Source organism: Actinotignum sanguinis (assembly GCF_030230305.1).
Lineage (GTDB): Bacteria > Actinomycetota > Actinomycetes > Actinomycetales > Actinomycetaceae > Actinotignum > Actinotignum sanguinis.
Window position 1 is genome coordinate 1 of the sequence record NZ_JASPCQ010000001.1, and the last position, 18,345, is coordinate 18,345.

15 protein-coding genes are annotated in these 18,345 nt (G+C 61.1%); 4 read left to right on the forward strand and 11 right to left on the reverse strand.

The genetic code is table 11. The features are described 5' to 3' along the window. From QP828_RS00005 to trpD, 10 genes are all read right to left on the reverse strand, one after another. Positions 1 to 909: IS256 family transposase (locus tag QP828_RS00005; protein WP_431832374.1), on the reverse strand; the 909-nt coding region annotated here is incomplete at its 3' end. A 32-nt stretch (positions 910 to 941) separates the two neighbouring features. Then, on the reverse strand, positions 942 to 1,901 hold the full coding sequence (locus QP828_RS00010; RefSeq protein WP_279058577.1) for a BspA family leucine-rich repeat surface protein: 960 nt from the start codon (positions 1,899 to 1,901) through the stop codon (positions 942 to 944). 709 nt (positions 1,902 to 2,610) lie between these two features. Continuing rightward, positions 2,611 to 3,942, reverse strand: a complete 1,332-nt coding sequence (locus QP828_RS00015; protein WP_274733240.1) for a hemolysin family protein — start codon at positions 3,940 to 3,942, stop codon at positions 2,611 to 2,613. Positions 3,943 to 4,083: 141 nt separating this feature from the next. Then, positions 4,084 to 4,353 carry a DUF3017 domain-containing protein gene (locus QP828_RS00020; RefSeq protein WP_274733242.1) on the reverse strand — a complete coding sequence of 90 codons (270 nt, stop codon included), beginning with the start codon at positions 4,351 to 4,353 and terminating at the stop codon, positions 4,084 to 4,086. A gap of 70 nt (positions 4,354 to 4,423) precedes the next feature. Further along, complete coding sequence (locus QP828_RS00025; RefSeq protein ID WP_274755750.1) at positions 4,424 to 5,827, reverse strand: alpha/beta hydrolase; 1,404 nt, start codon at positions 5,825 to 5,827, stop codon at positions 4,424 to 4,426. A gap of 67 nt (positions 5,828 to 5,894) precedes the next feature. After that, on the reverse strand, positions 5,895 to 7,295 hold the full coding sequence (locus tag QP828_RS00030; protein WP_274755751.1) for a cell division protein PerM: 1,401 nt from the start codon (positions 7,293 to 7,295) through the stop codon (positions 5,895 to 5,897). Positions 7,296 to 7,372: 77 nt separating this feature from the next. Then, entirely contained in the window at positions 7,373 to 8,170 is a 798-nt protein-coding gene (gene trpA, locus QP828_RS00035) for a tryptophan synthase subunit alpha (protein WP_274733249.1), read from the reverse strand. Further along, on the reverse strand, positions 8,163 to 9,395 hold the full coding sequence (gene trpB / locus QP828_RS00040) for a tryptophan synthase subunit beta (protein WP_284891003.1): 1,233 nt from the start codon (positions 9,393 to 9,395) through the stop codon (positions 8,163 to 8,165). Before trpB ends, trpA begins: the two co-directional genes overlap by 8 nt. Positions 9,396 to 9,397: 2 nt before the next feature. After that, entirely contained in the window at positions 9,398 to 10,234 is an 837-nt protein-coding gene (gene trpC / locus QP828_RS00045) for an indole-3-glycerol phosphate synthase TrpC (RefSeq protein ID WP_274733253.1), read from the reverse strand. Beyond that, positions 10,227 to 11,249 carry an anthranilate phosphoribosyltransferase gene (gene trpD / locus QP828_RS00050; RefSeq protein WP_284891004.1) on the reverse strand — a complete coding sequence of 341 codons (1,023 nt, stop codon included), beginning with the start codon at positions 11,247 to 11,249 and terminating at the stop codon, positions 10,227 to 10,229. Before trpD ends, trpC begins: the two co-directional genes overlap by 8 nt. A gap of 619 nt (positions 11,250 to 11,868) precedes the next feature. Here trpD and QP828_RS00055 point away from each other — a divergent pair. Genes QP828_RS00055 through QP828_RS00070 form a run of 4 tightly spaced genes read left to right on the forward strand, consistent with a single transcriptional unit; the run spans position 11,869 to position 15,641 of the window. Continuing rightward, positions 11,869 to 12,834 carry a metal ABC transporter substrate-binding protein gene (locus tag QP828_RS00055; RefSeq protein ID WP_274733256.1) on the forward strand — a complete coding sequence of 322 codons (966 nt, stop codon included), beginning with the start codon at positions 11,869 to 11,871 and terminating at the stop codon, positions 12,832 to 12,834. A gap of 9 nt (positions 12,835 to 12,843) precedes the next feature. Beyond that, a complete protein-coding gene (locus QP828_RS00060; RefSeq protein ID WP_274733257.1) occupies positions 12,844 to 13,587 on the forward strand; it encodes a metal ABC transporter ATP-binding protein in 744 nt (247 codons plus the stop codon). Positions 13,588 to 13,599: 12 nt separating this feature from the next. Beyond that, positions 13,600 to 14,646 carry a metal ABC transporter permease gene (locus QP828_RS00065; protein ID WP_274733258.1) on the forward strand — a complete coding sequence of 349 codons (1,047 nt, stop codon included), beginning with the start codon at positions 13,600 to 13,602 and terminating at the stop codon, positions 14,644 to 14,646. Next, positions 14,643 to 15,641, forward strand: a complete 999-nt coding sequence (locus QP828_RS00070) for a metal ABC transporter permease (protein WP_274733259.1) — start codon at positions 14,643 to 14,645, stop codon at positions 15,639 to 15,641. The genes QP828_RS00065 and QP828_RS00070 overlap by 4 nt, the downstream gene beginning before the upstream one ends. Here QP828_RS00070 and QP828_RS00075 read toward each other — a convergent pair. Then, the gene (locus QP828_RS00075) at positions 15,589 to 18,228 is read right to left on the reverse strand and encodes a UvrD-helicase domain-containing protein (RefSeq protein ID WP_274733261.1); all 2,640 of its coding nucleotides are present in this window, start codon (positions 18,226 to 18,228) and stop codon (positions 15,589 to 15,591) included. The two genes, QP828_RS00070 and QP828_RS00075, sit on opposite strands and share 53 nt — an antisense overlap. Between the last annotated feature and the right edge of the window lie 117 nt (positions 18,229 to 18,345).

The window sequence follows — 18,345 nt, forward strand, 5'->3', positions numbered from 1 at the left end:
ATAGATAGGCTTGAGGGCTGCTGCCACGGCTTTACGGTCTTGATAGGACACAAACCGCATCGAGGCACGGATCAAGTGGACCACACACGTTTGAATGATTGCCCTTGGCCAGGTAGCCGTGATCGCTTCAGGGAAACCAGCCAGCCCGTCACAAGCCACGATTAACACGTCTTGAACACCACGATTGGCTAGCTCAGCGCAAACACCAGCCCAGAACTTCGCGCCCTCATGTGCTTGCACCCAGATCCCTAGTACGTGTTTGATACCATCACAATCCACGCCGATAGCGATATGAGCAGCCCGGGAGGCAACCCGGTTATGGTCTTTGATTTTCACGTGGATAGCATCCAGGAACAGCACTGGATAAAACGCTTCTAACGGGCGGGTCTGCCAGGCAATGACTTCCTCTTGAACAGCCTCGGTAATATTCGAGATCGTCTCATGGGATATTTGGGTACCGATAGTAGCTTCTAGGTGGTGTTGGATTTCCCGGATCGTCATGCCCCCGGCATACAGGGAGATAATCATGTCATCCAGGCCACCCATCCGGCGCTGGCCGGGAGGAACTAGGCGTGATGTGAAGGTTCCAGCCCGATCTCTGGGCTGGTCTATCCTTACCGGTCCTACCTGGGTTTGAAGTGTTTTAGGTGACGTGCCGTTACGTGAATTCCCGCTACCATGCCCGGCCCGGTCATGTTTTTCATACCCGAGATGATCTGTTAGTTCGGCTTGCATACCTCTCTCAAGGACAGCCTTGATTAATTCTGGTAGAAACCCGTTTTCGCCAGTTAAACCGATACCACGTTCGCTAGAAGACTCTACTAAACGGTCGAGTAGATCGTCGTCAATAAATTCCCGGCGTAAAGCACGAGCGGGAGATTCTGGGCCAGTAGCACGAGCATCCGTCATAGTCATAGTTAATCCTCAATTTCTTAGTCAAATCAAGCATTTACACAAACCATTTGACACCCTCCCCAGGCATTCCAACCGGAAGCAATATTTCCGTTCTTACGACAAACTTGGGCTAATACTTCCTTGCCCTCAACCTCCTTATATATGGAATAAGCATCCTCACTGAACTCAAAAAACGAGTAGCCGTAACGATCATCATGATTATCGAAATAAAACTCATCCAGATCCCAGAATGGCTTATATTCAAAACGTATGGTGGTCTTACCAAACGTCCTAAAAGCTGCTTGGAACTTTTTAAAGGTTGGATCGTCAAACGGTCCTCGGAGACGCTTCAGATTCCATTCCGTTGTATCGACATACGAAACGGATACTGCTCCGTAAAACATCCACGCGATATTGTCGATGTTCGGCAATTTCCATTGACTGGTATCAGGATCCGCAGATACAGCGTTATAAAACATCCTTCCCGTTGATGTAACTTGTTCGGTGTCCCATCGGCTAACGTCAGGATTAGCTAATTCGGCCCCCTCGAACATGCGCGATAAGTCGCGGACCTGGCTGGTGTTCCATCGACTAACATCTGGATTAGCTTTTTTCGAATGGAGGAACATCCACCTCATTGTGGTGACATTTTTTGTGTCCCAATTGGATACATCTGGGTTCGCCATATAAGCTCGAAAAAACATTCTCTGCATATTTGTAACAGAGGAAGTGTCAATACCGTGGCTCGGCAAGTCTATCTCTGCAGCATCACAGCCCTCGAAAAGTGATGATGAATCGCTTGGAAAACTAATCTGCTTATTAGAATTTGGAGAAAAAGCTATTCTTTTCGGTTCAGCTTCACCACCTTTGTCGCAATACTGCTTTTTCAGATCCATCCACTGTCTACGGTTAAGTTCGCCGTATCCAGCTACGGTAAGTGTTTTTATGGTGGCATCCCATGTGGCGGTGAGGTTAGGGCCGACGGGCACGGATGCAGCACGCTCCATTGCGCGCGTTTCTCCCCCATCGGAAGTGTCGGGTGACGCAAGGCTAGGAGCAGCTACCCCCCCCCCGCTAAAACAGCAAGCGCGGCAATAACAGCAGCCGCTCGTTTGATCAGCTTCACTACTAACCCCTCACCAATTGTCACCGTTACAGGCACACATTCCACACCCGTCGCGAAACCATTTTCACGTTCAATAAGGAATAGAAATGAGTACGACTGCATAGTCGCTTTCTTGATTTACCTTAGCTAATTTCTACAGTTTTCACCACAGGTTACATTCACGATTGCTTCAGCACCAACTGCGCAGTAGTCAGACTTTTCCGCTATTTAATGCGCCTACAGGTAGATACTTGTGACTAAAGTCTCGAGCGGAAACGTCTTTTGTAATCAACATTCAATAGTGTGGAGATTGGTCCAATATCGACCATACCATTCGGGAAACATATCGCCAATTTGTGCATAATAATTAGTTACAAATATGCCGCACCAATAAGATATTTTGATCTAATATCATTAGCGTCACACAGATCGTACGCACCCACTACGCCGTGAAAATACTATTTTTTGCGTTTTTGTGTCACCGCGGGAATGCGCCGCGCAGCCCCTGTAAAAGGTATATCCAGAATTCAACAGCACCGCGGTAGAGCGCTGACTAGCACCCCGGAGGCTGCCCACGGCTCGAAAGTTTCGCGAAACCGCTCCCCCAACCGCTAGTGCTGGCGGCCGGCTTCGCGGTGTCCCTCCATGCGAGCCATAGCGATATCCTCCGATTCGGTCACCTGGTCCACCCGCACCCGGTCGATACGGCGTCCGTCCAGGGATTGCACGGTGAGCTCCACCGCGCCCAACCGGGTGGAATCCCCCACCTGAGGCATGCGCCCGAGCTGGGCGATGATGTAGCCGGCCAGGGTATCGAAGGGCCCCTCGGGTAGTTCCACCCCGAGCATTTTGAGCACTTCGGGGCGGGTGGACAGCCCATCCATATCCCGCACTCCCCCGTGCACCTGCACCTTGGGCACCTCACGGTCGTATTCGTCACGAATTTCGCCCACGAATTCTTCCATAACGTCTTCAATCGTCACGATGCCGTCCGTGCCCCCGTATTCGTCCACCACAATGGCGAGGTGGGCGTGCGCCTTACGCAGATCCGAGAGGGCTTCCAGCACATCCTTCCCCGTGGGGAAGAAAGTCACCGGGCGCACAAGATCACTCACCCGCTGGGCGGTGGGAGCGGGGGCGAGCATATCGCGAATGTGGAGGAAGCCGATCACGTCGTCGTCGTTCCCACCGCGGCGCACCGGATAACGCGAGTGTTCCAGCGCGGTCACCAGCGGGCGCGCTTCCTTCAGGGAAAGTTCCGCGTCCAGGAATTCTACTTCGGTGCGCGGCGTCATCACTTCCTGCACCGTGCGGTCCGAAACGGAGAGCATGGAGACGACCATATCGCGCTCTTCCGTGCCGATGGTTTCTTGGCTGGCCACGAAAGCGCGCAGCTCCGCCACGCCCATTTCTTCGCGCTGCTCCTTCGGGTCGCGGCGCAGCAGGCGCAGCACCCCGTTCACGCTCACCCCGAGGAACCAGATGACCGGGCGCAGCACCGCGGTGATAAAGGCGAGGGGCCGGGCGGCCACCGTGGAGATAGTTTCCGCCGATTGCAAGGCGATGCGCTTGGGCACCAGTTCCCCGAACACGATGGAAATATAGGAGATCACGAGCGTGGTGAGCACGAAAGCAAGAGTGGTGGCGCCGTTCTCCGACATCCCCCAGGCACGGAACGTGGGCGCAATCTCCGGAGCGATGGAGGCCGCACCGAAGGAGGCGGAGAAGAATCCGGCCAGGGTCACGCCCACTTGAACGGCGGAAAGGAACTGGTTGGAATCCGCGGTTAGGCGCTGGATAGTTTTCCCGGAGGCGGAGTTTTCTGCCATCTCGTCAATCTGCGTTTGCCGCAGGGACACCAGCGCGATTTCCGAGGCGGCGAAAAACGCGCCGATGAGCGTGAAAACGATAACCCAGATAATGTTCATAGCTAAGGGACTCACCAGACCAGTATGGACGAGGCCGCGCTGAGCTACCCCACCGTGTCTCAGAAACAAGCGGCAAGCGAACACGCGGGCAGCATGCTGGTACGACGCCGCCGCCGTGCCTGCGTGGTGGCGTGCCGGGGCGCTGCGGCGTCGTTCTTAAATAACGGGAGGCGTGAGGGCGAAACGCGCGAGGAAAAAGAGGGCTGCGGCAAAGAGGAGAAGGGTGGCGGCGTCCGTGATGCGCGAGCGCACCGAGGGAACGTAGCCGGTGGGCAGGGTCAGGCGCGCCACCGCGAGAACCACGAAGCTGCCCGCGAGCGCGAGGATCGCCACGCGCGGGTCAGCGAGGAAGGCCAGGGCTATAACGATGCCGATCCAGGCCGCGCAGGCCCAGTAGACCACCGGGTGAGAAAAATGCGCATTCACATCGGCCAGTATATCCCGCGCCCGGGCGGCTATCCGTGGCCCGGGCAGTTATCCGCGGCCCGCGCGGCCGCTACATGGTGAAGAGGTGGAAGAAGGCGCCGATAAAGCGGATATCTTCAACCGTATGTGTTTTGAGATTGACGGTGAGGAGGAGGGCAACGATCCCCCAGGCTACCGTCAAGCTCACCCAGGTCCAACGCCGGATCCGGTAGCGGCCTTTGCCGCGCGGGAGGGCATGGCGGCGGGTCTGCGCGGCGTGCCGGGGCACGTAGAGGCGGCGGCGCACCAAGCTTCGCCCGCGCACCACGCTCCCGGCTGCCAGAAGCGCGAAAATCACGTAGGCGCCCGCAACGGTGGTTTTTTGAGTCATCCACCCGCGGGTGGCCACCACGCTTTTCGTTCCGCCCGTCTGGCCACCATTCCACCAGTCCAGCGCCCCGGGGAGCTGTTTTTTCCAGGTGTCCCAGGAGTGCCCGCCGTTGGGGTCGAGGTGCACGGTGGTTTTCAGGCGCGGGTTATCAACTTCCTCCAGGCCGCGCGCCAGTTCCACCGGGTCGTTATCGGTACGGGTCCCGGTGAAATACATGGACTGGGGCCAGCTCGCTTTTTTCATAAGATTGGTGACGGTGAATTGTTCACGCAGGCCGGGGGCTTGAGTCAGGCCAATAACCGGCACGTTGTATCCGGAAAAGGAGATCACCGAGGCGAAGGTTTGCGGGTTGTACAGCCCGAGCACCGGCGCGCACCAGCCCCCGTAGGAGGCCCCGGCAATGGCCCAGTCGCGCCGATCCGCGGAAACCGAGAAATTCTTGCGCACCATCTGCACGACGTCGCGGTTCACCCACGTGCCCACCGCGGGCCGCCCCGATAGATCCACGCAATCGGGCTGTTGGTTATCAACATTGAGGGAGGGAACGACGACGATAGTATCCGGCGCGCTCGCCGGCATCGTATGTTCCAAATCCAGCACGCCCGGGATTTTCTCCGTCTGGGAGGGGAATCCCTGAATCATAACGATTACCCGGTAGGTGCGTTCGGGGGAATAATCCGGGGGTAGGTAGACCCATACGGGCAGTTCAAGGCCGGATTCGGGGCCGCGGAAGACCGTGCTCACCACCCCTCCTCCGGCGGGGGTGAAATCGGCTTTCCACTCTTTACCTTCGGGCATGGGGATCTCACCGGATTGTCCGGCGTATTTGGGTAGTTCGCTCGTCACCGCGGTCACGGATGCCTTGCCACCACTTTTTGTGAAAATGGTTTTGACATCGCTCCACGTGCTCGCGTACTGCAAGTTGAGGTTCATCCCCACCCCAATAGCGACGACGCCGCATACCGCTGAGATCACCATCGCAAGCACCGGAATCGCGGTAGCCAGGCGGCGGGTACGCGGGATGGTGCGCACCCCCAGCGCCAGGAAAGCCAGCGAGCACAGGCCAGCGGCCAGGAGCGCCCCGTGCGTATTGGGTTGAAGCATAGGTAAAATTTTAGGCCGCTCGGGCGGACCCGCGCGCCGTTATTTCACTCTACGCCCAGCTCTCCTGTTATTTTTCCTCACTTTTCCCACGCTCTTCCCAGTCAGCGGCAGCCGGCGGGGCAGGTGCGGGTTCCGCAGCGGTCACGGCGGTGGGTGCGGTGGATGCGGTGGCGGTGGCATCCGCGGTAAGAGCGCTCTGCCCGCCCGCTACCTCGGCATCCTCCGGTGTGGCTTGCTCCGGCACGGCCTGGCCCGGTGTGACCTGCTCCGTCGATACGGTACCGGCAGGTGGCACGGAGGTGGCGGAGGTGGCTACCTCGGGCTGTGCGGCGGCGTCGTTCCGCTTCGCAACGGAAGGGCGCAGGGCGCGCCGTACCCGGTAACGCTCCCAGCACCCGCGCACCCACGTCCAAAAATCGCGCGCCCCGTAGCCGAGGGCGAAGGGCAGCAGCACGGTGAGCGCCACACAGCCGGTGAACAGCGGGGCATCCGTACCCACCTCGAGCATGCGGCCCGGACCGATTCCGCCGGTGGCAACCTGCCCGGCCAGGGCCACAATGACCAGCAGCTCCAGGGCGCCCACCCCGGCGCTCACCCAGTCACGCGGGCGGAGCGAACGGATAACACCCCAGGTCAGACCAGTCAGGACGGGAATGATGAGGAGCCAGGCGGGGCGCAGCGCCGGATCGGGCAACAAGCCGAAAATAGGTAGGCCGGGGATGGGTGCGAAACTGCCGCCCAGGGCAGAAAAGACGGCGCCGCTACCCACCGTGAAACCGGCGCCGGTCACGTAGGCCAGCGCCCATACCGCCAGCGCGGGTGCGAACAGCAGCTGGGTGAGGGTGAAGAGAATCGTGCCGGTGAGGTCCGTAAGGTAGGCGGCGTGCAGGGCCCGCACCTGCCCGAAGCCGAGCGCCAGCGCGCTAAGAACCAGGAGGATGCTCACCGCACCCAGGGTCGTGGCCAGCGGTGCGATGAGCCGCCAGCCGCGTTCAAGGATAGCTACGCCGGGCCAGGCGGGCCGCTCCAGCCAGGCACATTGGCTGGCCAGGAAACCGAGCACCGCCCCTCCCACGAGGGCGTGAAGCAACGAGGATTGCGGGAGGGAGAAGAGGCAGATCACCCCGGTGCTTCCCGCTCCGCTCAGCGTTGCGATAAGAACATCCCACCAATCTTCCACCACGATGGAGCGCAAGAAACGCACGGTGAGCCAGGCGATGAGCGCGGTGAGGAACAGCGGCATGAGGCCGATATGCCCACCCGCGGTCACCAGGGGTGAGCCGAGCGCGAGCAGCCACAGGGAGCCACCCAGGCGCGCAGCGCCCTGCCAGGTCACATCTCCGAGCAGCGGGGAGGCCGCGGTGAGGGTGTAGCCGAGCAGGCAGATGAGCACCACCGTGATCCAGGTGAGAACCACGGGCTGGATAACGGCCAGAGCGAGCGCCACGCGGCGCGAATACGTTAACATCCCCTCCATGGTGACGCGCGGAGCGGGCCGGGCCGCGGAAGAGGGCCCGGCGTGTTGCTCACCGCACGTTCACGGCGCTACCGCAGTGCGCCCTTGAGTTCGCTCACCCGTCCGGCAATATCCGCGGCGATGCTATCCGCGCTTTTTCCGGCAGCGGCCAGTTCGTGAATCCGGGAAACCAGGGCCGAGCCCACAATCACGCCGTCAGAGAGGGCGCCCATACGCGCGGCCTGCTCCGGGGAAGAAATCCCGAACCCGATGGCGCACGGGGTATCGGTAACCGAACGGATCTTCTCCACGATGGCACCCACATCGGTGGTGATATTCGAGCGCATGCCCGTCACCCCCATGGAGGAAACCACGTAGAGGAAACCGCGCGCCGCCCGCGCAATAGCTTCGATCCGATCCGAGGACGTGGGCGCGATCAGCGAAATGAGATCCACGTTGTGGGCCGCGAGCGGTGCTTCGAATTCGGCCTTCTCTTCAAAAGGTACATCGGGGAGAATCACGCCGGAAACCCCCACCTCCGCACAGCGGCGCGCGAAGCGCTCCGGGCCGTAGGAAAAGACCACATTGGCGTAGGTCATAATGACGAAGGGGCACTCCAGATCCGGGCGCACCTCAGCGATCATCTCAAAAATCGCGTCCGTTGTGGCTCCCCCGCGCAGCGCCCGCTCCGAGGATGCCTGGATGACGGGGCCTTCGGCGGTCGGGTCGGAGAAGGGCACGCCGAATTCAATGAGATCCGCACCTGCCCGACCGGCCGCGCGAATGATCTGCGCCGTCGTACCTAAATCCGGATCCCCGCAGGTGAAGAACGGGATAAAAGCCTTGCCGCGGGAAAAAGCCCGGGCGATGGGTACCTGTTTAGTCATGGATATCTTCTCCCCGGTAGCGCGCGATGGCCGCGACGTCCTTATCACCGCGGCCCGAGAGCGTGACGATAATGATCTTGCCCGGCATCTCCGGGGCGATCTTCATGGCGTGGGCGAGAGCGTGCGCCGATTCAATCGCGGGAATAATCCCCTCGGTACGCGAGAGGTATTCGAAAGCGTCCACAGCTTCCGCGTCGGTGACCGGAACGTACTCCGCGCGCCCGATATCGTGCCAGTAGGCGTGCTCGGGGCCGATGCCCGGGTAATCCAGGCCGGCCGAAATAGAGTACACCGGGGCGATCTGCCCGAATTCATCCTGGCAGAAATACGATTTCATGCCGTGGAAAATACCTTCGGTGCCGGTGGCGATGGTGGCGGCGGTATCCGGGGTATCCACGCCCCGCCCGGCCGCCTCCGCGCCGATGAGGCGCACGCCCGCGTCGCCTACGAAGTTATAGAACGAACCGGCCGCGTTGGAGCCCCCGCCCACGCAGGCGATCACCGCATCGGGCAGGCGCCCTTCCGCCTGGAGAATCTGGGCGCGCGCCTCGCGGGAAATCACCGCCTGGAAGTCACGCACGATCGTGGGGAAGGGATGCGGGCCCATAACCGAGCCGAGGCAGTAGTGGGTATCGCTCACCCGGCCCGTCCATTCGCGGAACGCCTCACTGGCGGCATCCTTGAGAGTGCCGGTCCCGGACTTGACGGCCACCACATCCGCACCCAGCAGCCGCATCCGATAGACGTTGAGGGCCTGGCGGCGAGTATCTTCCTCACCCATGAACACCACGCACTCCATATTGAAGAGCGCGGCGGCCGTGGCGGTGGCGACCCCGTGCTGGCCGGCCCCGGTTTCCGCGATGAGGCGAGTTTTCCCCATTTTCTTCGCGAGCAGCGCCTGACCCAGCACGTTATTGATTTTGTGGGCACCGGTATGGTTGAGATCCTCGCGTTTGAGGTAGATCTTCGCTCCTCCGAGGTCGCGCGTCATCCGCTCCGCGTAGTAGAGGAGGGAGGGCCGCCCCGCGTAATTATTGAAGAGATCGGTGAGTTCGGCATTAAATTCCGGGTCATCGCGATAATGCCGGTAGGCGGCATCGAGTTCTTCGATGGCGGGCATGAGAGTTTCGGGGATGAACTGCCCGCCGTGGATACCGAAACGGCCCGGGCGCTCGGAGGCGCCGGTTTCCGGCGCGGAGCTTCCCAACGTGTGTTCTTCGCTCATGATTACTCTTTCTCCTGTCCGGGGGCGACGACGCGCGCCGCGGCCTGGCGCCACTGGGCCAGTACACCTACTTTATCCGCGCTGCGCATGAGGGCCTCCCCCACGAGCACCGCGTCGGCGCCGCCGGCCGCGAGCGCTTCCACATCCGCGGCTCCGCGCACACCTGATTCGGCAACGACGAGCGCGTCACTGCCGATGCGGGCCCGCAGCTGACCGGCCGTGGTCAGATCCACCGAAAAATCTTTGAGGTTGCGGTTGTTGATACCGATAATGCGGGCACCTGCGGCCTGGGCGGAGTCAATTTCCGCGGCGTCGTGGGTTTCCACCAGGGCCGAAAGCCCGAGGGAATGCGCCAGTTCGAGGTACTCGCGCAGGGTAGCGGTATCCAGGAGGGAGCAGATGAGGAGCACCGCGCTGGCGCCCAGCACTTTCGCCTGGTAGATCTGGTAAGAATCCACCACGAAATCTTTGCGCAGGCAGGGCGTAGTCACGGTGCGCGCGATCTCCTCCAGGTAGCGGTCCGAGCCGAGGAACCACTGCGGTTCGGTGAGCACGGACATCGCCTCCGCCCCGGCCGCCTCGTAGGAACGGGCGATATCGAGGTAGGGGAAATCTTCGGCAATAATGCCCTTCGACGGCGAGGCTTTTTTCACCTCGCAAATGAAGCCGAGTCCGGGCCCGCGCAGGCCCGCTTCGAAGGGGAAGTTCGCCGGATCGCTCCCGGGTGCGGGCGCGAGCGCCGCGGCCAGTTCGCGCATGCGGGGCGCGGGGGTCTGTTCTTTATCGCGGGCCACCCGTTCCCGGGTGGCGGCGGCAATCTGCTCCAAAATATTAGGCACGCGAGGCCTCCACGAATTCGTCGATCTTGCGGTAGGCGCTGCCGTCGTCAATGAGGTCGCCGGCCATATCCACGCCCGCGGCAATGGAACGGGCCTTGCCGGCGATATACAGGCCGGCGCCCGCGTTGAGCTGAACCACGTTGCGCTTGGGGCCGGTGATCTTGCCGGAAAGGATATCGCGGGTGATCTGGGCGTTTTCTTCCGGGGTGCCACCGAGCATATCGGCCGGGGTGGCGCGGTTGAAACCAAAGACATCCGGGGACATTTCGAAGGTGCGGTATTCGCCGTTGCGCACTTCGCAGACCGTGGTGGGCGCGGAGAGGGAAATTTCATCGAGCTTATCCTGGCCGTAAACCACGAGGCCGCGGTGGACGCCCAGGTCATTGAGGACGCGGGCGAGGGGTTCAACGAGGTATTCGTCGTACACCCCGAGGACCTGGTACTCGGGGTGGATCGGGTTGGTCAGCGGCCCGAGAATATTGAAGACGGTGCGAAAGCCCAGTTCCTTGCGGATCGCCCCGACGTTCTTCATCGACTTGTGATAAAGCTGGGCGAACATGAAGCACATACCCACCTCATCGAGGAGACGGCGGCAGGTATCCGGATCCTGGTTGATATTCACCCCGAGGGCTTCCAGGCAGTCCGCGGTGCCCGAGAGCGAAGAGGCAGCGCGGTTGCCGTGCTTGGAGACCTTCACTCCCCCTGCGGCCAGCACAAACATCGACGTCGTCGAGATAATGAAGGAATGGGCGTTATCCCCGCCGGTTCCCACGATTTCCAGGGTGGGGAAAGGCACCTCGAAGTAGTCGGCGTGCTCACGCATGGCGGTGGCGCAGCCGGAAATCTCATCGGTGGTTTCCGCCCGGGCGTTCTTCGTGGACAGCGCGGCAAGGAAAGCTGCCGTTTGGGTGGGGGTGCTCCTCTCCCCGCCCATGATCTCATTCATAACGGTATAGGCCTCGTCGTAGGTGAGATCCTGCTTGGAGACAACTTTAATAATGGCTTCTTTAATCATGACAACTCCGTACGTGTGGAAAGATTCTTTGGACTGCATTTTTCTGAACTGCGAGGCTGAGCGGGCTCTGCCATCGCCCCCGGGCGGCTTTCCACCAGCGGCAGCGCAGCTGCGCGTGGGTGGAGGTAGAAAATGTGGTGGTAGCCAAGCGACGCGTGGATAGTGCATCGGGGACATGGTGCTCAGGTAAATGCGGTAGGTCCCGCTGCACGGGATTCTCCTCTCAAGTGGTTGGGACGGCGCTGGTACGCCGCAGGACGCGCTTCTTAGGCGCGCCACCATCGCCAGGCCGCACCGGCCCGGACCTGTACCTTGAGATCCTGCTGCATAGCTGTGAGCTTATCCCACCCCGAACCGAGCCCCCGCCCCGGTCCATCATGCGGACAGGTGGGGCGCGGCGCGGGAGCGGCGGCGTCGTACCACCGAACGTAGGCCCGCAATATCCGCAGCCACCTGGCACGAAATTATTCTTATTTATCTTTCATCCAGAGATTCTCCGGATTTTTCGCGGGGTTTCGCAGATCCGCCCTAGTGCTTTATGCGTGCATCAGTTAACATATTCAAGTCCCGAGTAAAGAAACCCATACCTTACATGCTTTCGTGATTGAAGAAGGACACCATGAAACATTCTGTTAAGTTGGCTGCGATTGCCGCAGCCGGGGCTTTGGCACTCACATCTCTGACCGGCTGCGCTACCGACAACAAGGACGCATCCGACTCCACCGCCACCGACTCCTCAAAGGCCGCGGGCCTGTCGGTGGTGGCAACAACCGGTTACCTCGAGGATGTTATTCGCAATGTCGCCCCCGAGGCTAACGTAACCACCCTGGTCAAGCCCGGCGGTGATCCTCACACCCAGGAACTGACCACCCAGGACACCCAGGCCATTGAAAAGGCCGATCTTGTGGTGTGGACCTCCCACGATATGGAACACAAGATGATGGGCCAGCTGGAGAAGCTGGGCGACCGCCAGATCGCGGCCGCCGAAGCCATCCCGGAAGATAAGCTCCTCCCCTGGGAAGAAGACGGCAAGATCGAAGGCCACGACCCGCACGTGTGGAACTCCCCGGAGAACTGGCAGTACGTGGTGACCGCCACCGCCGCCAAGCTCGGTGAGATCGACGCCGCCAACGCTGATCTCTACAAGGCGAACGCGGAAGAATACAACAAGAAGATCGCCGCGGCCGCCGAGGAAGCGAAGGCCAAGTTCGATAAGATTCCGAAGGAAAACCGCGTGCTCATCACCGGGCATGATGCCTTCAACTACCTGGGCTCGTCGTTCGGTATTGAAATTCACGCCACCGATTTCGTTTCCTCCGAATCGGAAATGTCCGCGGTGGAACTCAACGAGCTTGCCTCCCTCATTGCCGAACGCAAGGTTCCGGTGATCTTCCAGGACAACCTCAAGAATCCGGAAGTTATTAAGCACCTCCAGGACGCGGTGCGCGAAAAGGGCTGGCACGTGGAGGTCTCCGATAACGAACTCTTCGCGGATACCCTCAGCTCCGAAGCACCCACGAACACCTACCTGGGTGCTTTCAAGTACAACGTTGACTCCATCGTCAGCGCGCTCTCGCAGAAATAGGTGATATCGATGGGAACCGCTACCACGCTGGCCTGTCAGATTGACCACCTGAGCGTCGCCTACCAGGACACGATCGCGGTGAGCGATGTATCGCTCCGCGTCAGTCCAGGCCAGGTGGTGGCGCTTCTCGGACCGAACGGCGCGGGCAAATCTACTGTTATGAAGGCATCCCTGCGCCTCGTGCCCGCCCTCGCCGGAGAGGTCGCCTTCTTCGGTGAGCCTCTCCCCCGGGTGCGTTCGCGCCTTGCTTACGTGCCGCAAACCGCCACCGTGGACTGGGATTTCCCAACCACGGTGGGCGACGTCGTGCTTATGGGTACCTACGCCCAACTCGGCTGGCTACGCCGGCCGGGCGCGCGCCAGCGCGAAGCGGCCGGTGCGGCTATGGAGCGCCTGGGGATTTCGGATCTGGCCCACCGCCATATTAATGAGCTTTCCGGGGGCCAGCAGCAGCGCACCTTCGTGGCGCGCGCCCTGGCCCAGAATGCTGAGCTCTACCTTATGGACGAACCTTTCGCCGGTATCGATATCACCTCCCAGCAGGCGATTATGACGCTGCTGCGCGAACTCGTGGATGAGGGGAAGACCGTTATGATCGTGCATCACGATTTACAAACGGTTCCCGATTTCTGCGATAGCGTGGTGCTGCTCTCGGGCGGCAATCTGGTAGCGAGCGGGAGCGTGGCCGAGGCTTTCACCGCGGATAATATCGCGCGGGCTTACGGCCTTTCCGTGGCGCTCGATCGCAAGTGAGGGCGCGGCGCGATGATTGATTTTATTTCCCCGCTGGAATTGTGGGGAACCTATATTTTCCGCACCATGCTCATCGGCACCACCCTCATCGGGGTGTTTTCGGGAGTGGCTGGTTGCCTGCTCTACCTGCGCCGGCAGTCCCTGGTGTCCGATGTGATCGGGCACAGCTCCATCCTCGGCGTTGTTGCCGCATTCACCGTGGCGACGCTGCTGGGCGGTGACGGGCGCTCGATGGTGGTCCTGGTCCTCGGGGCGGGCGCGGCGGCGATGTGCGCCGTCGTGCTCACCAATATCATCGTGGCGCATTCGAAAGTGAAGCCGGATGCCGCCATGGCTATCTGCCTCTCGTTGTTTTACGGGGGCGGGATGGTGTGCCTGCGCCTCCTTACCCATTCTCACCTGCCCAATCGCGGTGGGATCGACAGTTACATGTTCGGGAATGCGGCGAATGTGCGCGCCGGGGACCTCGTGACTATCGCGGTGTTCGGGGTACTGACCGTCGCCGTGATCCTGGCCTTCTTTAAAGAAATTAAACTGGTGACTTTCGATCCGGTGACGGCACAGTTACAGGGTTTCAGCCCGCGGGTGCTCACCCCGCTCATGCTCGTGCTGGTCACCATCGCCATCGTTATCGGGATCAAGGGCGTGGGGCTCATTCTCATGGTCGCGTTCGCGATTATGCCGGCCGCTGCCGCGCGCCAGTGGACCCACCGGATGTCCTCGATGATGGTGCTCGCTGGCGTTTTCGGCGGGCTCGCGGGCGCGGCGGGCGCATACCTGTCCGTGTGCCTGGGGAAGGTTCCCACCGGCCCCGTTGTGGTCATCCACCTTTTCGTTATTTTTGCGGCGTCCCTGCTCGCCGCGCCGCGCCGCTCCATCGTGGTGGTGGCCTTGCGCCAGCGGCGTTTGCGCGGAGATCTAGTGGCGCAGGCACGCGCTGCCGCCGCAGTACCGGCCGACGTGGCAGCAGCAACCGCAGCGACGCACCATGTAGCGACGACGCCCGGGGCGCCGGCCGGTGTGGCAGCGTCCGCTGCTTCGGAAAGGAGTGAGCGATGAGTTTCATCGTGGCAGTGATGTTGCTTGCGGTGGTGACCGCGGTGACCTGCGCACTTCCCGGGGTATTCCTGGTATTACGTGGGCGATCCATGCTGGTGGATGCGATGTCCCACGCGGTGCTCCCGGGGATTGTGATCGGCACGATTCTTTCCGGTTCCACGCATTCCCCGGTCATGGTGGTGTGCGCGGCGCTCATGGGTTTGGTGGTGGTGCTCGGTGCCCAGCAATTGGATCGCACCCGCCTGCTGACCGGAGACGCGAGTCAGGGCGTCATCTTCCCGGTGCTGTTCGCCCTGGGTATTTTGTTGCTATCAACCACCCTCTCCCACGTACATATTTGCCAGGACACCGTGCTCACCGGAGATCTCAATCTCATGGCTCTGAGTCCGGAGCATATTATTATCGGCGGTTACGATATCGGCCCGCGCACCATGTGGCAGTTACTCGCGGTATGCGCGCTGAACGCTGTTTTTATCGCGGTGTTTTTCCGGGTGCTCAAAACCGATACTTTCGACGGTGATTTCGCCGCCACTATCGGTTTCCCGGTGCGCGCCGTGGAGCTGGGCCTTATGATGCTGGTCTCCCTGACCGTGGTGGCGGCTTTCAATGCCGCGGGAGCGATTCTTGTGATTGCTCTTATGGTGGTTCCGGCGGCCACCGCGATTCTTTTCGCCCGTTCGCTGCGCCACCTGCTGATCCTCACCATCATCATCGCGGTTGCTGAGGCGCTCCTTGGCTTCGTGGTGGCCCTCTACCTGGATCTGGCCACGTCCGCCATGATGGCATTCACCGATGGCGTGGTTTTCCTGGCTGCGCTGGCCTGGTGCAAGCTCGGCGGGCGGGCAGCGGCACGCAGCCACCGCCGTACCCTACGCGTGCCGGCCGGTACCGCCGTGACCGGTGAGGTTACCGGAGCTACCTCGGTTACCAGGACTCCCGGGGTTACTTCTCCACTTTCGTCAACGGAGCGAAACGCAGCATCAAGCGTTTCGTAACCGAACCGAAGGCGACCTTCGCGGTGGTGGACTTTCCTCGGCCCTCAAAACCGAGGATGGTCCCCCGCCCGAAGGAGCGGTGGTCCACGATGTCACCCACCGCGAAACCAGCGGTATCTGCCGGGCCAGCGGAGCTACCTGCCGCGCCCGCCCGCGTGCTAGCCGCGTTGGACGCATTGGACGCATTGCCTTCCGCGGAATCTGCTTGAGCGGCCGAGTTTGCCGTGGCGGGCACCCCGAGTTTCCCGGGTGTGAACTTGCCCGAACCGATAACCGGCCCGGCGTCGTCGTCAAAGAACGACGGCGCGCGCCGCTCCCGGCTTCCCCACCCGTATCCGGAACCGATACCGGATCCGATGCCGGCCCCCCGCACGAGATCCTGGGAGGAGCGCTCCCGGCGCCAATCAATAAGTTCGGGCGGGATTTCTTCAATGAAACGCGAGGGCGGAAATTCCTGGGGTGCACCCCACGACGAACGCGCTGCCGCCCGCGAAATATAGAGGCGTTCGCGCGCGCGAGTGAAAGCCACGTAGGCCAGGCGGCGTTCCTCAGCCAGTTCGCGCCGGTCATCCAGAGAGCGCATATGCGGGAACGTACCATCTTCCAGACCGGTCACGAAAACAACCGGGAACTCCAGACCTTTCGCGGTGTGAACCGTCATGAGGGTGGTTTCCCCTTCAGATTCACTCCCTTCGGGAAGCCGGTCCGTATCCGAGACCAGCGAGATCTGGTCCAGCCACTCCCCCAGCGTGGCATCCGGGTTCTGGGCGGAGAATTCCACCGCGACCGCGTGTAATTCGGCCAAGTTTTCCACCCGGCTAAGATCCTGCGGGTCTTTGGATTCTTGTAGCACAGCCACGTATCCGGATTCATCCATGAGGTAATCGAGGATATCCGCGGGTTTACCGCCGGCTTCCGCTTCCGCGCGGGCGGTTTCGAGGATCCGGGCAAGGTCAGCGACGGCGCGGCGGGCCCGAGCCGTGAGCCCCGCAACCTCACCGCGCTCCGGGTGCGGACTGGCCACATCCGCCACCGCGGCGCCGAAGGAAATATTCCAGCGTTGGGCATGGGTAGCCAGGTGGCCCTGCGCGGTATCCCCCACCCCGCGTTTCGGTTCATTAATGATGCGGCGCAGCGAGACAGTATCATCCGGATTAGCCACCGCGTGCAGATAGGCGAGGGCGTCCTTAATCTCTTTGCGTTCATAGAAACGGGTCCCGCCAATCACCCGATAAGGAATGCCAGAACGCACGAACATTTCTTCCAGGGCCCGCGCCTGGGAATTGGTGCGGTAGAACACCGCCACATCCCCGTACCGCACCCCGCTATCATCACGAAGTCGATCAATTTCCGTGACAACGAAATGCGCTTCATCGCTTTCCGAATCGGCAACGTAACCGGTGATCTTTTCCCCGCTACCCGAATCCGTCCACAGCTTTTTGGGCCGGCGCCCTTCATTATGGGAGATCACGGCATTGGCAGCAGAAAGAATATTTTGGGTAGAGCGATAGTTTTGCTCCAGAACCACACTGGTGGCATCCGCGAAATCTTTCTCAAAATCCTCAATATTGCGGATGGTGGCGCCGCGGAAAGCATAGATGGACTGGTCTGCATCTCCCACCACGGTGAGGGAGGAGCGCTGCGGCCCCTGCCCGGCGAGGGTGCGCACCAGAACGTACTGGGCGTGGTTAGTGTCCTGATATTCGTCTACCAAAATATGGCGGAAGCGAGTGCGGTAGCGTTCCGCAATATCCGGATGCGAGGTGAGAACCTCCACCGTGCGCATAATGAGATCATCAAAATCTAGCGCATTGGCACGCTCCAAACGATCCTGGTAGGCGGCATACGCCTGGGCCAGAACCTGCCCGTCCCGATCAGTGGCAGCCGCGGCCTGTGCCGCCGGGGTGACCAGTTCATCTTTGAGATTGGAAACCTGGCGGCTGAGCATTTTGAGTGGGTAGGCCCGGATGTCAATATTTTCTTCCCGGCACACCATCGTCATGAGACGCTGCGAATCTGCAGCATCGTAAATAGTGAACGTGGAACGCATCCCCAACGCGCGGTGTTCGGCGCGCAAAATCCGCACGCAGGCGGAATGGAAAGTGGAGATCCACATTCCGCGAGCCAAACCGCCGAGCATTGCCTCCAAGCGTTCGCGCATTTCCCGGGCCGCTTTATTGGTAAAGGTAATGGCGAGGATATTGGCCGGGTGAGCCTGCCCGGTAGCAATGAGATAGGCAATACGCGAGGTAAGTACCCGGGTTTTACCCGAGCCGGCCCCGGCGACCACGAGCAGTGGACCGCCCGTGTGCACCACCGCTTCCCGCTGGGCGCTATTGAGGCCGGTGAGGATACGCTCCGCGGCCCCGCTGGTACCACCGGGGCTGCCGGTTTCAGACGCCGCGGGCGCTGCGGACTGCGGCGCAGCATGGCCTACCGGCGCGGCCGCCCCCGCCGGCGCAGCTTCGGCCGCCCGGGCAGGTACGGGCACGGCAACCGGGCGGCGCCCCACGGTAGCCCCGGCTTGCTGTGCGGCCGCCACACGCTCCCGCAGCCGCGCGATTGTTGACTTGTACGATTCCTCCATAGCCCTTCTAGGGTACGACACCACCCCGACACAAAAAACGTTCCGAAGCTGTGTGGTGCTGTCAGTCCGGTCACCGCGGGAGTCGGTAAGCCACCCGGGTAGCTAGCCAGCCACCGT

Excerpts from the sequence above, each read along its gene's own strand:
- QP828_RS00010 (WP_279058577.1), bottom strand. The coding sequence starts at position 1,901 with ATGGAGCGTGCTGCATCCGTGCCCGTCGGCCCTAACCTCACCGCCACA.
- QP828_RS00065 (WP_274733258.1), top strand. The coding sequence starts at position 13,600 with ATGATTGATTTTATTTCCCCGCTGGAATTGTGGGGAACCTATATTTTC.
- QP828_RS00025 (WP_274755750.1), bottom strand. The coding sequence starts at position 5,827 with ATGCTTCAACCCAATACGCACGGGGCGCTCCTGGCCGCTGGCCTGTGC.
- QP828_RS00055 (WP_274733256.1), top strand. The coding sequence starts at position 11,869 with ATGAAACATTCTGTTAAGTTGGCTGCGATTGCCGCAGCCGGGGCTTTG.
- QP828_RS00075 (WP_274733261.1), bottom strand. The coding sequence starts at position 18,228 with ATGGAGGAATCGTACAAGTCAACAATCGCGCGGCTGCGGGAGCGTGTG.
- QP828_RS00060 (WP_274733257.1), top strand. The coding sequence starts at position 12,844 with ATGGGAACCGCTACCACGCTGGCCTGTCAGATTGACCACCTGAGCGTC.
- trpD (WP_284891004.1), bottom strand. The coding sequence starts at position 11,249 with ATGATTAAAGAAGCCATTATTAAAGTTGTCTCCAAGCAGGATCTCACC.
- QP828_RS00030 (WP_274755751.1), bottom strand. The coding sequence starts at position 7,295 with ATGTTAACGTATTCGCGCCGCGTGGCGCTCGCTCTGGCCGTTATCCAG.
- QP828_RS00070 (WP_274733259.1), top strand. The coding sequence starts at position 14,643 with ATGAGTTTCATCGTGGCAGTGATGTTGCTTGCGGTGGTGACCGCGGTG.
- trpB (WP_284891003.1), bottom strand. The coding sequence starts at position 9,395 with ATGAGCGAAGAACACACGTTGGGAAGCTCCGCGCCGGAAACCGGCGCC.
- trpA (WP_274733249.1), bottom strand. The coding sequence starts at position 8,170 with ATGACTAAACAGGTACCCATCGCCCGGGCTTTTTCCCGCGGCAAGGCT.